Origin of the sequence: Nostoc sp. JL33, assembly GCF_017114985.1 — a bacterium.
Taxonomy (GTDB): Bacteria; Cyanobacteriota; Cyanobacteriia; order Cyanobacteriales; family Nostocaceae; genus Nostoc.
The window spans coordinates 33,414-48,392 of record NZ_JABXKP010000069.1 but is presented as its reverse complement, the minus strand read 5'-3'; the positions used below and the strand labels follow the sequence as shown (position 1 = coordinate 48,392).

Annotated in this window: 16 protein-coding genes and 1 pseudogene; 10 read left to right on the top strand and 7 right to left on the bottom strand. The window is 42.9% G+C overall.

Going from position 1 to position 14,979, the window contains the following annotated elements:
• Positions 1-56: 56 nt before the first annotated feature.
• The 4 genes and pseudogenes from HWQ23_RS19625 to HWQ23_RS19610 all read right to left on the bottom strand — a co-directional run bounded on the left by HWQ23_RS19625 (position 57) and on the right by HWQ23_RS19610 (position 4,861).
• Positions 57-1,433, bottom strand: a complete 1,377-nt coding sequence (locus tag HWQ23_RS19625) for a DUF2330 domain-containing protein (protein ID WP_292831461.1) — start codon at positions 1,431-1,433, stop codon at positions 57-59.
• 205 nt (positions 1,434-1,638) lie between these two features.
• Positions 1,639-1,770, bottom strand: a pseudogene (locus HWQ23_RS19620) (Na+-transporting NADH:ubiquinone oxidoreductase, subunit NqrB); the annotation flags it as partial.
• 430 nt (positions 1,771-2,200) lie between these two features.
• The gene (locus HWQ23_RS19615; RefSeq protein ID WP_292831458.1) at positions 2,201-3,574 is read right to left on the bottom strand and encodes a DUF2330 domain-containing protein; all 1,374 of its coding nucleotides are present in this window, start codon (positions 3,572-3,574) and stop codon (positions 2,201-2,203) included.
• Positions 3,575-3,994: 420 nt separating this feature from the next.
• Positions 3,995-4,861, bottom strand: coding sequence for an RnfABCDGE type electron transport complex subunit D (locus HWQ23_RS19610; protein ID WP_292831455.1), 867 nt, complete (start codon positions 4,859-4,861; stop codon positions 3,995-3,997).
• A gap of 45 nt (positions 4,862-4,906) precedes the next feature.
• On the opposite strand from HWQ23_RS19610, the gene HWQ23_RS19605 reads away from it, so the two are divergent.
• The 4 genes from HWQ23_RS19605 (at position 4,907) to HWQ23_RS19590 (ending at position 7,595) form a co-directional block, all read left to right on the top strand.
• Positions 4,907-5,047 (top strand): hypothetical protein, encoded by a 141-nt coding sequence (locus HWQ23_RS19605; protein WP_292831452.1) that lies wholly within the window; start codon positions 4,907-4,909, stop codon positions 5,045-5,047.
• 129 nt (positions 5,048-5,176) lie between these two features.
• On the top strand, positions 5,177-5,857 hold the full coding sequence (locus HWQ23_RS19600; protein ID WP_292831449.1) for a polysaccharide deacetylase family protein: 681 nt from the start codon (positions 5,177-5,179) through the stop codon (positions 5,855-5,857).
• Positions 5,858-5,922: 65 nt separating this feature from the next.
• Positions 5,923-6,834: a HipA domain-containing protein gene (locus HWQ23_RS19595; protein ID WP_292831446.1), complete on the top strand. Its 912-nt coding sequence runs from the start codon at positions 5,923-5,925 to the stop codon at positions 6,832-6,834.
• Complete coding sequence (locus HWQ23_RS19590) at positions 6,831-7,595, top strand: HIRAN domain-containing protein (protein WP_292831443.1); 765 nt, start codon at positions 6,831-6,833, stop codon at positions 7,593-7,595. Before HWQ23_RS19595 ends, HWQ23_RS19590 begins: the two co-directional genes overlap by 4 nt.
• On the opposite strand, the gene HWQ23_RS19585 is transcribed toward HWQ23_RS19590, so the two are convergent.
• Positions 7,592-8,569 carry a carbohydrate kinase family protein gene (locus HWQ23_RS19585; RefSeq protein WP_292831440.1) on the bottom strand — a complete coding sequence of 326 codons (978 nt, stop codon included), beginning with the start codon at positions 8,567-8,569 and terminating at the stop codon, positions 7,592-7,594. The two genes, HWQ23_RS19590 and HWQ23_RS19585, sit on opposite strands and share 4 nt — an antisense overlap.
• A 364-nt stretch (positions 8,570-8,933) precedes the next feature.
• Between HWQ23_RS19585 and pedR the strand changes: the two genes are divergently transcribed.
• From pedR to rfbB, 5 genes are all read left to right on the top strand, one after another.
• On the top strand, positions 8,934-9,197 hold the full coding sequence (gene pedR / locus HWQ23_RS19580; protein ID WP_292764399.1) for a photosynthetic electron transport-dependent transcriptional regulator PedR: 264 nt from the start codon (positions 8,934-8,936) through the stop codon (positions 9,195-9,197).
• A gap of 330 nt (positions 9,198-9,527) precedes the next feature.
• Positions 9,528-9,656, top strand: a complete 129-nt coding sequence (locus HWQ23_RS19575; protein ID WP_292831437.1) for a hypothetical protein — start codon at positions 9,528-9,530, stop codon at positions 9,654-9,656.
• Positions 9,653-10,357, top strand: coding sequence for a DUF6391 domain-containing protein (locus HWQ23_RS19570; protein WP_292831435.1), 705 nt, complete (start codon positions 9,653-9,655; stop codon positions 10,355-10,357). Before HWQ23_RS19575 ends, HWQ23_RS19570 begins: the two co-directional genes overlap by 4 nt.
• A gap of 98 nt (positions 10,358-10,455) precedes the next feature.
• On the top strand, positions 10,456-11,457 hold the full coding sequence (locus tag HWQ23_RS19565) for a glycosyltransferase (protein WP_292831432.1): 1,002 nt from the start codon (positions 10,456-10,458) through the stop codon (positions 11,455-11,457).
• A 175-nt stretch (positions 11,458-11,632) separates the two neighbouring features.
• Positions 11,633-12,694, top strand: coding sequence for a dTDP-glucose 4,6-dehydratase (gene rfbB, locus HWQ23_RS19560; RefSeq protein WP_292831430.1), 1,062 nt, complete (start codon positions 11,633-11,635; stop codon positions 12,692-12,694).
• Between the two features lie 215 nt (positions 12,695-12,909).
• Here rfbB and HWQ23_RS19555 read toward each other — a convergent pair whose 3' ends face one another.
• Together HWQ23_RS19555 and HWQ23_RS19550 are read right to left on the bottom strand one after the other, a co-directional pair.
• Positions 12,910-13,293 (bottom strand): ImmA/IrrE family metallo-endopeptidase, encoded by a 384-nt coding sequence (locus HWQ23_RS19555; protein WP_292831427.1) that lies wholly within the window; start codon positions 13,291-13,293, stop codon positions 12,910-12,912.
• A 92-nt stretch (positions 13,294-13,385) separates the two neighbouring features.
• On the bottom strand, positions 13,386-13,574 hold the full coding sequence (locus tag HWQ23_RS19550; RefSeq protein WP_292831424.1) for a hypothetical protein: 189 nt from the start codon (positions 13,572-13,574) through the stop codon (positions 13,386-13,388).
• A 112-nt stretch (positions 13,575-13,686) separates the two neighbouring features.
• Here HWQ23_RS19550 and HWQ23_RS19545 point away from each other — a divergent pair, with 112 nt between their 5' ends.
• On the top strand, positions 13,687-14,880 hold the full coding sequence (locus HWQ23_RS19545; RefSeq protein ID WP_292831421.1) for a serine/threonine protein kinase: 1,194 nt from the start codon (positions 13,687-13,689) through the stop codon (positions 14,878-14,880).
• The last annotated feature ends 99 nt before the right edge of the window (positions 14,881-14,979 follow it).

Here is a 14,979-nt window from a genome sequence, read left to right as displayed (position 1 = left end):
ACTCCCTACTCCCTACTCCCTACTCCCTACTCCCTACTCCCTACTCCCTACTCCCCTCAATATAATCCCAGCCAGGACAGGAAATTTTCCCACCAAGAATATCTCAGATTACCTACACTCAGGTTCATTTTGTTGCGAATGTCTTGAATATTCCAGTTGGTTAGTTTAGCCAAAGTTTGCGCCTCTTGTTCAAAACGCTTGGGCAAAGACCGTTTATATTCTCTACCCGCCTGACACTTGAGTTCCCCTTGGAACGGATGTTGCAAAACATAACGCCCTTGGAAAGATTCAGTATTAGCAGTTTGTTGGAAGATCAGGTCTTCAGGGAATTTGTCGCGGGTGTAGCGGACATGCAACCGGGAGATGAAAACGTTACTGCTAGAAAAAGAACGACGAAAACTGGGACGTACTGGTACATCACTTGCAGAATTATCATCTAACCAAAATACGCCGGCTTGCTTGAGTTCTTCTGGGGTTAGGGGATCGGCAGAACAAGGATCGCAACTACCCATGTCCCAAGCGTATTCCAAAAAACCAACTTTCCGATCTTCTTTGGTATAGGCAGTTTGAAACATGGATTTGTAGAATTCACCAAATTCATCTTTGACAAACAAGGGAATGTTTGCGTCGGAGGGGATTTTCACCGTCCGATAGTTACTGATTTCTGCCTGTCCTTGGGGCGAGAGGATGTAGACAATCAAATCCTGCTCTTTTGTGGCATTGATCATGCCCAAACGAATTGGCAGCATGAATTTAGGTGATTGGTAGGAAATTTGTAGGGGACGGAGGAACTGATAGCCAGATTTCTCAAATTTATCTAAGTTTACTTTGGCAACAAAGAATTTCATCGAGGAGCGGATGTACGGCTGAAGTAGCTGTTTCGCTCCTCTAGGGATTTTGTAGCCATTGCGTTGAAGCCAAGTTTCCAGTCCGCCAGATTCTTTAGCGCTGAGGATCAAAATGTCGTATTCGCCGACGTTGAAACGTGCTTCGATTGTCACACCCAAACTGCGATCGCCCCTTTTCTCAGCTTCTTGACTTCTCGCTGCTGGCGCTGGTGCTGCATCCATCCCAGAGCTATTATTTATTGCCAGACAAGGATCTGAGTCAAAATATTCTACCAATCGCGGCGCACTAAAAGCATCTAGGCGCTGAATAATCTTCGGTTCAACCACACGAACTTGCTCTTTTTGCAGCACCGTTGGCACAGGTATTACTATTGCAAAATCTTTTACCTCGCCTTGAAAGTCGTTTGCCATTGTCATGACAGTGCGTTCGTCTTCCCGCGCTATCACCACCTGAGAAGCTTTGTTATACAGTTTTGTATCAGCTTTAGCTACATAAAATCCACAAAATGCCCAAGCTGCGGGTGCAAAGCACAAAACAGCTACAATTACCAACAAGAATGGCGTTAAAAGTCGAAAAAATCTCATTTTATATCTCTACTTTTTTAGTGCTGAGTTTGGATTAGGAGAGACGCGATTAATCGCGTCTGTACAAGAGTTAGGAGACGCGATTAATCGCGTCTGTACAAGAGTTAGGAATTCTTTCCCTGCTCCCTCATCTCCTCTTTGCCAAGCAAACCCTGTAGCGATCGCAATTGCTGCGGCTATTGTTACCCATGACAATATCCATGTTTGTTGCAAGACTTGTGGCGATCGCTACCCCAATTAACTCTGGTCTGAGCGTCCAGTCTCGTGTACCAATTCCCAAGACTAGGAACAAGCCCAGAAATAGAATTTGATAATCTCGTATATCTTTGAGCAACATTACCCTTTCATTCAGGGATTCCCCGTAGATTTGTCATCAATCTAGACGAGTGCTAACTCAAATAGTATTTCTGTTACAAATTTTGTTACAAAATAGAGCAGTAAATATAATGACTTGAACTTTAGTTTAAGTCCTTGTGATTACCCATATCTTTTTAATCTCTGGCTTCCTTGCCAACCCGCCTGGGAATAAATTCCTCTTGCTTATAGGTTAAGTCCTCTCAACAGGACTAAATACAAGGTTTTAGGTCATGTAGATGGTTAGATGTGTGTTCGGGAAAATTTCAGTCCACTTAAGTGGACTTGAGCTATTAGCCCAGAACCTAAGTTCTGGGCGGGATGCCGATGGAGGCGATACTTTGACTGTTACAAAAATGTGGGTAATGACATCCTCTTAGGCAGAGGGCAATTACCCGAAAAAGTCAATATAATCAAAACCAGGATAAGAAACTTTCCCACAAGGAATATGTGAGATTTCCGACACTCAGGTTCATTTTCTTGCGAATATCTTGGATATCCCAGTTGGTTAACTTAGCTAGAGTCTGCGCCTCTTGTTCAAAACGCTTGGGCAAAGACCGTTTGTATTCTTTACCTGCTTGACACTTAAGTTCCCCTTGAAAGGGATATTGCAAAATATAACGTCCTTGGAAAGATTCACGGTTGGCAGTTTGCAGGAAAATCAAGTCTTCTGGGAATGTGTCGCGGGTGTAGCGGACATGCAGACGGGAGATGAAGACATTACTGCTAACAAAGGGAGTACCAAAATTGGGGAAGACTGGTAAATTACTTGAAGAATTATTAATTAGCCAAAATACACCTGCTTCCTTGAGTTCCTCTGGGGTCAGGGGATCGGCAGAACAAGGATCGCAACTACCCATATCCCAAGCGTATTCCAAAAAACCGACTCTTTTGCCTTCTTTGGTGTAAGCGGTTTGGAACAGGGATTTGTAGAATTCATTAAATTCATTTTTGACAAACACCGGGATATTGGCGTTGGAGGGGATTTTCACCGTCCGATAGTTAGTGATTTCTGCCGCTCCTTCGGGCGAGAGGATATAGACAATTAAATCCTGTTCTGTCGTGGCATTGATCATGCCTAAACGAATTGGCAGCATGAACTTGGGTGATTGATAGGAAATTTGTAGCGGACGCAGGAATTCGTAGCCAGATTGGTTAAATTTATCTAAGTTGACTTTGGCAACAAAGAATTTCATTGAGGAACGGATATAGGGGCCAAGTAACTGTTTCGCCCCTTGAGGGATTTTGTAGCCATTGTTTCTGAGCCAAGTTTCCAGTCCGCCAGATTCTTTAGCACTGAGGATCACGATGTCGTATTCGCCGACGTTGAAACTTGCTTCGACTGTTACACCTAAACTGCGATCGCTATTCACTCCTCCTACTCCTCCTGCTCCTCCTGCTCCTCCTATTGCGCTCTGTGCTAGTGATCTGTTGAAAATTACTGGGGCACAAGGATCTGGGTCAAAATATTCTACCAATCGCGGCGCACTAAAAGCATCTAGTCGCTCGATAATCTGGGGTTTAGCAACGCGAACTTGCTCTTTTTTCAGCAGTGTTGGCACAGGTACTACTATTGCAAAATCTTTGACTTCGCCTTGAAAGTCGTTTGCCATTGTTAGGACAGTACGATTGCCATCTCGCGCGATCACCACCTGAGAAGCTTTGTTATACAGCTTCGTATCAGCTTTGGCTACATAGAATCCACAAAATGCCCAAGCTGCGGGTGCAAAGCACAAAACAGCTACAATTGCCAACAGTAATGGCGTTAAAAGTCTAAAAATCCTCATTTTTTATACCTCAATATTTTGGGTGCTGAGTTAGGAGAGACGCGATTAATCGCGTCTGTACAGGATTTGGGAGAGACGCGATTAATCGCGTCTGTACAGGATTTGGGATAGGACTTACGCAAGAGTTACGGAATAACGTAGACGCGGAGCGGCTTGCCGTAGGCTACCACTCCAGGCGCAGAGAAGCCAGTGCGTTGGGCGGGTTAAGAGACTTGTTCCTTGCGCGTCTCCCCTTCTCCCAAAGGGAGAGGCTAGCGCCTGCCGTAGGATGCCCGCAGGGCTGTAGGGAGAAGCAACTGGCGCGACACGGAGAAATAGGAGTTTGAGGGATATTTTGCGTAAGTCCTATAGGAGAGACGCGATTAATCGCGTCTCGTACAAGAGTTGGGAGAGACGCGATTAATCCCGTCTGTACAGGAGTTAGGAGTGCTGAGTAAGAAGTTCTTCCCCTGCTGCCTCATCTCCCTCATCTCCCACCCTGCGGGAAGCTAAAGCTACATCTCCCTCTTGCCAAGCAAACCTTGGGGCTAACCAGAAAACATCTATTAGAATGGTCAATGGGGCAACCATGAACAGTGCCCAGAAGACTGCGGTGGGAATAAAGAAATAATTCCGCAGGATGAAAGTTAATCCGGCGATGCAAACTGCCCAAACTACCCGCCCAATTCGGGAATTGGGAATCGATCGCGGATCTGTAATCATAAATAGAGCGAACAACAACAACGATCCGCTCATCAACCGATGCCAGTAAACATCCCAAGTCCAACCCAACCAGAGATTGCGAATCGCTTCTAGCAAAGAGTAGGCACCCAAAAAAGCTGCTGTGGTGTCCCAGCGACCAATGCGCTGCAAAGTCATGCCGCCAGTTCCGGCGAATAAGAGTGCATACCACCACTCTTCACCCCATTGTCCCGGCGAAACCCAGGCATCGGAGGTGAGAACCAAGGCGGAAATGATGCCAAAATTACCAGGGTTGAAGAAATGCTTATCACCGAATTTGAAGAGAAATTTGCTAGCGATCGCACTTGCTCCAGCTATTGCCATTGTTGTCCAATGATCAGCCCGCAACAGTAAACTGAGTCCCAGTGAGGTAATTAAAGCACTACGAAGGCTCGTTATTTGTTCTTTCCCTGTTACCCATGACAATATCCATTGGGTTGCTAGACTTGTGGCGATCAATACTCCAATCAACTCTGGTCGCAACGTCCAGTCTCGTGTACCGATTCCCACGACTAGGAACAAGCCCAGAAATGAAATTTGATAATCTCGTATATCTTTGAACAACATTAGCTTTTTATGCAGTGTTTCTTCGTAGATTGATCATCAATTTAGATGAGCGTTAGGTCAAATAGTATTGCTGTGACAAATTTTTTACAAAATACAGCATTGACCTTTCCCAATGGACTTTGGCGAGGTTCAAATACCAAAGCGATCGCTTTGATGTTTGAACCTAAAAGGAGCGCTTATATCTAGAACTCTTTATTTGTCTACAGTGCGTAAGTTCCAGATATAAGCGAGTTAAGCTCTGCTTCCCCCGCTTAACGGTCTTATATTAAATAATCAGTCTAATTATGCAAGATTACGGAAAAAAGAAAAAACTTTATGCAACTAGCTCCTCTGTTCCCAATTTTCTACCGTATTCTCCAACCAAGTTTTCCCAACTGCCTTTGGGCTGGAAATCCCAATTCTAAAGCGATCGCCTTGACTTTTGATGATGGCCCCCATCCTCAATACACACCCGAAGTCTTGGCAGTATTAGATCGTTACAACATTACTGCAAGTTTTTTTTGGTTGGGTGTTTGTGTCAACCGTTCACCAGGCATTGCTAAAGCTGTTAGCGATCGTGGACACTGGATCGGATTGCATGGCTACGATCATCGCTCTTTTCCGATGCTTTCCCCAAATGACCTGAAGGACAGTTTAGAAAAAACCCAAGCTGCCATTTATAACGCCTGCAATCTGCAACCAGAACAAGTGCGCGATGTCCGTCCCCCCAATGGTTTATTTACACCTGCGACTTTAAAATTGTTCTTTGAGTGGAATTACCGCCCAGTTATGTGGAGCGTTGTACCAGAAGACTGGGTGCGGCCAGGCATCACCACCGTGGTAGAGCGAGTTATGCAGCAGGTGAAAAATGGTTCGCTGATTGTTTTGCATGATGGTGCTTGCGGTGGACAAGATGTTGCTGCCACAATTCAAATTCTGATTCCGCAACTGCTACAACAAGGTTATGAGTTTGTGACTGTTGATACTCTGTGGCAACGAGCTAAGGCTAAACATTGACTGTTACATATTTTAAAAATAGGTGAAGTTAATAATTTGTTTTAAATCAGGCTTTCCCATAAATTATGCCAGAGCAGTTTCCGATCATTGACGTTCCCCTAGATGCCTCGGAGGCCGATGAAGATTTGGGAACAAAACCAAAGTTCTGGTTTCGTCATCAGGATCTAGGTCGTTGTCTATTCAAGAAAGCTAGACCAAACACAGGAGAAGATTGGGCAGAGAAAATTGCAGCCCATTTGTGCGAGTTGCTTGGGCTACCTCATGCTGATTATGATCTGGCGGTATACAATCGTGAAAATGGCATCATTTCACCCTCATTTTTACCGTTTCAAGAAGGTGCAATTCTCACCCTTGGTAATGAAATTCTGGCTCGGATAGTATCGAATTATCCACAAGATTCTAAAGACCTATCCCAACACACAATAGACAATGTATTCAATGCTATCGGAGATGCTTCGCTAAATTTGCCCATCAACTGGACACCACCAGAGGGAATTAGTCATCCGACGGAAACTTTTGTTGGGTATTTACTCTTGGATACTTGGATTGGGAATAGTGATCGACACCATGAAAATTGGGCATTTATCAGTTTACAAGAGAAGATTTATCTAGCACCAACTTATGACCATGCCTCCTGTCTCGGTAGGAACGAGCCTGATTCTAAAAGGAAAAGCAGGCTAACCACAAAAGACGCTGGCTTCTCTGTCCAAGCGTATGTAGAAAAATGCAATTCTGCGTTGTATGCTAGAGTTGATGATAAAAGAACCCTCAAGACTTTTAATGCATTTTGTAAAGCGCAACAACGGTATCCAGATGCAGCCAGGGTGTGGTTAAATAATTTAGCAAGGGTGTCAAGCAATGATACGTTAGAGCTTTTTGAGCGTATTCCATCTAATCGCATATCGCAAACAGCAATTGAATTTGCACAAAAAATATTGGAGTTAAATCAAAGTAAGCTGCTGGACACCCTAGGATGAAAACACTTTTTTTAGCTTGGCAAGATTCTAAAAGTCGCGCTTGGCTTCCCATTGGTCGCTTAACATTTGACGGGAAAAAATATAAATTTGTATATACGCAAGGTGCTGTTAAAGCTCAAGCTGAACATAATTTTCAGCTATTGTATTCCTTTCCAGACTTGAACAAAGAATACTCATCAGTTGAACTATTCCCCTTGTTTTCTAATCGATTAATGCGACGCTCTCGCCCTGATTACAAAGGTTATATTGAATCACTAAATATTCCGGAAGGTGAGGATGATCCAGTTAGCATTCTTTCTCGGAGTGGTGGACGCAAGGTAACAGATTATTTTGAAGTTTTCCCCTGTCCAGAACCAGATGAAAATGGTTTATACCACATCCATTTTTTTGTACATGGACTGCGACACCTTCCTGCTTGTGCAACTGAACGGATTAGTCAATTACAAACGGGTGAACTGTTATATTTAGCTAACGAATTTCAAAATCCCTACGACCCGCGTGCATTGCTTTTATGTACTGAGGATCATTACATCGTAGGTTATTGCCCTCGATATATTGTGGATGATGTTTTTAAACTCAAGAACAAAAATCCCGAACTTGTAAAAGTATATGTTGAGCGTGTTAATCCAGTACCGACAGCTCTCCAACTGCGTTTATTGTGCAATATGACCGCAGAATGGCATGAAGATTTTCGTCCATTTTCTAGCCAGGAGTATCAGCCTTTGGTGGCTGATATCCCAGTGGCTTATGCTAGTTCCTAGAGTTGATGTGCGGCTAGAAAAGCTTCGACTTCAGCAGCAGTAGGTTGAGAAGCGATCGCACCTGCTTTAATGGTAGTCAGCGCCCCAACAGCACTGGCATAGGTGACAATACGTTTTGCTGTTTCTGCATCCCGCAAGCTGTGGATGCCGTGCTGACTCAGTTGGTGGATGAATCCTGCCAAAAAGCTATCCCCTGCACCAGTTGTATCAACTACGGGGATGGAAAACGAGGGTAATTTGCCTTCGTTCTCACCCAGACAATAGGTGCAACCATTTTCCCCATCTGTTACTACTACTCCTTCAATTGAAGCCAGACGGTAAGTTATGGCTCCGGGATCTGCGGTTTCAAATAGCCATTCAGCTTCTTCTTTGGAAAGTTTGAGAAAATCGACTCTCTTAAATAATTCTGGAATTTTTTGATGAGCAATGTTTGGCTCTTTCCAAAATACAGGACGCCAGTTGACATCCAGCACAATCTTCAAGTCGTAATGTTCTGCTAACTCTAGAGCGCGGTGAATAGCCTCTTCAGTTTCAGGATAGGCTAATTCCAAAGTACCCAAAACCAGAAAATCTGCCTCTTGAAACAGCGAATTTGGCAATTGTTTAGCTTGCAGGTGTGTATCGGCAAATTCTGAGGTATCATACTGACCAAATCCGGCGAAGCTGCGATCGCCAGCCAGATCCCGTGTAACATAAACTTGCCGCGTTGGCGCTGTGGGATGGCGTTGTACCCCCGTCGTCTCTACACCTACATCTTGTAATAGCTTGACCAGTGCATTCCCTAGTTCATCTTCGCCAACGGCTCCGATAAAGCCGGCTGATGTCCCCAGCTTGACTAAAGCACAGGCTACGTTAGCTGGTGCCCCTCCTGGGTAGGGAGTCCAAGATTTCACTTCTTCCAGCTTTAGCCCCAATTGATCGGCTAAACAATCAAACAAAATTTCACCAAGGCACAAAACACGGGGATTGCTCATCTCATTTTCAATTGTAGATTTCGATTTCGGATTAGGAATTTACAGTATAAAATCTACAATAATTTTTGCTAATCTGTCGCCAGTCCTTCATAGAATTAAATAGCAATTTTAACTACTCCCATAACATGTATATGCTTCTAACACTTTCCAACCTTATCTCAGTGAATAAACCAGATTTTTATTAAAATAAATGTATAATTTAGTACTAAAATTCTTTATAGTTTATATTTATGCCAACTTTAAATCCAAAGAAAATATTGACAATAGTATTACTGCTAACACTTGAAACCCCTACCAACAAAAGAATCCTCTAGAATTAGAAAGAGCGATTAAGTACATATACCAACAGAGGATAGAAATAGTCATGGCTGGTGGCAAGTCTGAGACCCCCGTTAGTCTATCAGACAGAGAACTGCAAATTATCGACTTAGTGGCCACTGGCTTAACTAACCAAGAGATTGCAGGAAAACTGGAGATTAGCAAGCGTACAGTTGATAACCATATCAGTAATATTCTCACCAAAACCGAGACAGAAAATCGAGTAGCCCTTGTCCGCTGGGCTTTACAGTGGGGCAAAGTCTGTTTGAATGATGTCAATTGCTGTCTTCTTCCTAACCAGATCGAATAAACAATTTACTAGTAGCAAGGTAATTGCTCTGTCTGGTATGGTAAAGAGCCAATGAATGAGGTTTACTGATTCTTCCCCTCCTCACGCCTAAGTTTTCAGTGTGAACGCTCTACCAAAAGTTCCGAGTCCGAGGGTCAGCCGGAGTTTATGTTAGTAGAGCCAGCTGACCCTCGGACTCGGAAACTATAACAAAGATCACAATTCCTTTTCAAATTCAGCACAACAGATGTAGGACTTACGCATCAGCAACGGAAAATTAAGGGTTTGGGCAGGGCATTAGGGGCTGGGGACTTTTAGCAGGGGAGCACAGAGGAGAATAATTAATAACCAATGTCCAATGCCCTGTTTGCCCAAACTCAACAATCATCCACAAAAATTAGCAACAATTCAGTGGTGCAAGCGTTACATTTGAAAGAAATCTATCTTGCTCCATCGGCTTGGAGAGCAGTGTTTCAATGAATACTTCTGCTTCTTTTGAGGGTGGCTCGTCTCCCTTTGAATTTTTTAAGTTTGATGTTACGACAGCTATATCTGAGAAAGTTTCGGCCCCAGAATACCGACCTTTAGACTTTCCGCAACCCACACAAGATGCCGACTTACTCAGACAGCTATCGTTTATTCCAGGGTTGAAAGAAATTTTGATGCTGCGGCAGGTTCACGCTTTAGAACATGCTACTGTTTGGGTTCTTAGCGAATCAAAAAGTGCCTATCCTGCCACAGGAGAACCCACTAACCTTCAACTAGATAACGAACTATTGGGCGGTTTGTCTACTGAGCAGGGATTCTACCTCTATGGTGAGGTTAATATTAGTGATTTGCGGCGTGCGGTGACACTTGCTCGACATCGCATCACCAGTGGAGAATGGGATTTGGCTGTACATCCGCGTTGCGGCACAAATTTATCAGTAGCAATGCTCTTAACAGCTGGACTAGCTGTGGGTGTGCATCTGTTGCTACCCTTTCGACCAATCGAGCAACTTATAGGTTTGGGGTTAGCAGCGACGACAGCCGCAGAACTTGCACCTGATTTAGGTTCTATGGCACAGCGTTATTTAACAACTGCCATTCCTTTTAACCTAGCAATTGAAAATATTAGCCGTACACGCGACGTTTGGGGGCATGAGGCACATTTTGTTAAAGTCGGCTGGCAGGAAGAATGAAGAGAGGAAGAGGGGATGAGGGGGACAAGAAAAAATTTTCTCCGTAGTCTTCCCTATCTACCTCATCTCCCCCCATTCCCTACTCCCTTAAAAAAATTATGAGAAAACTTTACTTTTTACTCCCCGGTACAGATGGCAAATTTGCCTGTGGTGGTCTTTGGGCTGAGTTAAAAGCCCTTAATCTGGCTGAAAATTTCTGTAGTGCTGATGTTGTAACTTACCGTCAACGGGAAAAAGGTAAGCTTTTTATTGATGATTTGCTAAAAGAGAAAAATTTAAGTGATGTAATTTTTGTGATCAGTTGGGGATTTGATATAGCTCAACTCGTGGCTAAACTTAAACAATACAATGTTGTTTACCATGCACATAGCGCAGGTTATCCATTCAGGCTAAGAGCGAGTATCCCGATCATCACTGTTAGCCGTTATACAATGGGATATTGGGGAGAAAAATCGCCCAATTCTCTGATTTATTATTTGCCCAATCAAATTTCTGATGAGTTTCAAAATTTAGGTCTGGAACGGGATATTGATGTTTTAGTTCAGGCTCGGAAATCTTCTGAGTATTTAATTAAAGAATTAATTCCAGCGTTGCAAAAACGCTGTAAAGTATTGGTTGTTGATTCCTATGTAGAGGATTTACCTGGACTATTCAACCGAGCTAAGGTTTACCTCTATGATTCGGCTGAGTACTGGGCACAACAGGGTGTTAGTGAAGGATTTGGTCTACAACCAATGGAAGCTCTTGCCTGTGGTTGTCAAGTGTTTTCTAGTGTCAACGGTGGGCTGGCTGATTATTTAGATCCTGGATTTAATTGCTATAAAATTGCTGGATATTCTCAAGAATATGATGTCCAACGGATTCTGAAGGTAATTGATTCTTCAGTAGGTTTTAGTTTGTCTGAAGAGTTTTGGGCTGAATATCGAACTGAAAATATTATTAAGCGTTTCCAAGTTATTCTGGATGAGTTAAATGAGTTTTTTGACCACAAAATACAGCAGCCATCTAATATTAAGAGTTTGACAAGAATACGTATGCTAAAGTTATTTGCAGAGAGGATATACAGTAAATTGACGAAGAAATACTTTCACTTGAAATAGAGACTTCCAAATAAAAAAATATTCAATTATTTATTGTGGGGTGGGCAACATGAGCGCCCAGTAACCAAAGGCGGGCAAGATGCCCACCCCACAAGATTGGATAAATTATTTATGGAAAATTCCATAAACGAACCGCTCCAGGCGCACAGATCACAGAGAGAAGAGAGGGAATTGGATGATTCGGCGGTTATTAGTTACTGGAGGTGCGGGGTTTATTGGGGCGAATTTTGTCCATCATTGGTGTCAGGTTTATCCAGATGATCGGGTGGTGGTATTGGATGCGCTTACCTATGCGGGGAATCGTCTGAATTTGGCGTTGGTTGAGGGAAAAGAGAATTTTCGATTTGTCCAGGGGGATATTTGCGATCGCACCATTATAGATGAGTTATTATCAACCGAAAATATTGATGCGATCGCGCATTTTGCTGCCGAATCTCATGTTGATCGTTCGATTCTTGGGCCGGCTGCTTTTGTGCAAACTAATGTAGTCGGAACTTTCACGCTACTAGAAGCTTTTCGGCAACATTGGGAGGCAAAAGCACAGCCATCTGATTATCGTTTTCTACATGTTTCTACTGATGAAGTCTACGGTAGTCTGGGCGCAGATGATCCAGCTTTTTCTGAAACTACACCCTATGCTCCAAATAGTCCCTATTCAGCCTCCAAAGCCGGCAGTGACCACTTAGTGCGTGCTTATTATCATACTTATCAACTTCCAAGCATTATCACAAATTGCTCTAATAATTACGGCGCTTATCAGTTTCCCGAAAAGCTAATTCCCCTGATGTGCATCAACACTTTAATAGGTAAACCATTACCTGTTTATGGTGATGGTAAAAATGTGCGGGATTGGCTTTATGTGGGCGATCATTGTGGTGCTTTAGATGTGGTAATTAATCATGGCCAACCAGGAGAAACATACAATATTGGTGGCAACAATGAGGTAGAAAATATTAACCTCGTGCAACTTTTGTGTCAGATGATGGATGAATTAGCACCTGATTTACCAGTACGTCCGGCAAAAGAGTTGATTACTTTTGTCAAAGATAGACAGGGACATGATCGAAGATATGCAATTAATGCGAACAAGATTAAAACTCAGCTTGGTTGGACGCCTTCAGTAACAATTGCTGAGGGTTTACGTTTAACTGTTGAATGGTATCTTAATCATCGTGATTGGTGGGAACCTCTGCTGTCTGCGGAATATCAAGCTTACTATCGCAAAAATTATCTGTAGAATCACCTAAAATTGGGCTAACTTCTAACGAGTAATTGTCTAAAATTTCTATGGGGAACTAATTTGGGGAACTCCAAAAAATAAATTATTCCATCTTGTGGGATGGGCCGAAAAGCCCGTCCTTGGTGATTAGCGGGCAAGATGCCCGCACCACAAGAAATTTTTGGATATTTTTTTATTTGTCAGTCCCTTGTCATAATATAAGCGGCCAAGAATTATGCCTGGATGTCTATTTTGATTTTGAGCAAATTCTTCAATTGCTTTACGAAAAAGACTTTTTCACTGCTGATAATAAATTCATTTAATGTCTGAGAATTTATTAACCATTCAGAGGCTTTTTCATTAGCTTCTGTTTCCTGATCATTCTCTTCTAACGCATCCAAGTTGTCCAAATAAGCACCTTGATGTCCTAAAACAATATGCGCTAACTCATGCATGAGGGTGAACCAGAATGAATCTATCCGGTCATATCTCAATGTCAACGCGATAACGGGATTGCTGTTTAAATATAAGGCTGCACCATCCAAGTAGGTTTTGCTTAAATGCGGCACAATTAGAAAATGTACACCTAAATCTGCTAGCAATTTAGGAATCCGCACTATACTTTCTATTTGTTTAGCACAAGCAAGAATTTCAGGTATAGCAGACTCTAGTTTTTTGCGTTCAAAACTAGCAACGGTTTGTTGTTTAGCTAGGTTCTCAACTCGTTCTCCCCTGCTCCCTGTACACGCGCAACGACGCGCAAGGATGCTAACAACGCGCCGGAATCGTTATCTTCTGTATATTCCTGAAATATTTCGGTCAAATAATCGTTAATTTCTTCCGGGTGCTTGCGGAAATACTCTTCTTCTAATTCATTAAGTGTTTTAAATTTTCTCACGGCTTAGGTACTCCTTTTTCAAAAAATTATCTAGCTCCCACAGTTTCTCTAGATAATGACTATCCTTAATAGTAAGGGAATCAGATCAGCGTAAATTGCCAGCAGGTGTAAGATGCTGCAACCAGAACAGATATTACAAGACCGTTATCAGATTCAACGGCAACTCGGCAACAATGGAATTCGTCAAACTTGGCAAGCATTGGATTTACAAGCCTCTGATGGCGAAAATTCGGTCGTTGTGGTGAAACTTTTGGCCTTTGGCGGTACTGTGCAGTGGGATGATTTAAAACTTTTTGAGAGGGAAGCACAAATTCTTAAACAGTTAAATCATCCCCGCATCCCCCGATATATAGATTATTTTTGTATCGACGATCGCACACTCTGGTTTGCCTTAATACAAGAATATATCCCTGGTGAGTCGCTCAAGGATAAACTTGCTGTTGGCAAAAGGTTTAGTGAAAAGCGAGCGATAAAAATTGCCGTTGAGGTTTTAAATATTCTCACGTATCTACATGAGTTGAATCCAGGAGTATTACATAGAGATATTAAACCGAGTAATTTAATCTGGGGCGAAGATAATCAGATTTATTTAGTTGATTTTGGCGCAGTTCAGGATAAAGCGGCAAGAGAGGGCGTTACTTTTACCGTTGTAGGTACTTATGGTTATGCGCCAATGGAACAATTTGGCGGTCGCGCGGTTGCGGCTTCAGACCTCTATGCACTGGGAGCGACTTTGATTCATTTGTTAACTGGGACTTCCCCAGCTGATTTACCCCAGCAGGATTTACGGCTGCAATTTACAGACCGAGTTAACCTCAGTCCCAGTTTTGTCAGTTGGCTACAAAAGTTGATAGAACCGGCTCCAGAACAACGATTTACTAATGCTCGCCAAGCGCTAGAATCTCTCAAATCTGGTTTAGTGGTCAAATCTGCAAATAAGAATCAAGTTTTGCCGCAAAAAGAAATAATCAACAATTCTGGATGCGGGATAAATAATTACAATGAAACAGTCCCAGAGGAAATTCTCGGTTGGAATTGGGGTGCATTTCTTGTACCTTGGTTGTGGATGTGGACAAATCAAGTGTGGTATGGCGTGTTCTGTTTTGTACCCCAAATTGGTTGGGTAATGGCGATCGCACTCGGTGCAAAAGGCAATGAATGGGCTTGGAAAAGTAGACGGTGGCGCAGTATTGAACAATTCAAAGCGCATCAAAGAGGCTGGGCGATCGCTGGTATTTTAATTGGAGCGCCTATTAGTATTATGTTATGGGTGCGAGCGATCGCTTTGCTCAAATCTCTACTGTAAGGTAAGCCTTTTGGGTAAATATCAAGAGAGGGTTTTTTAGCCAGATAAGTAAGAAAAGATTGGGCGAATAGAATAGAGCCTCCGGCACGCTGACGCGTA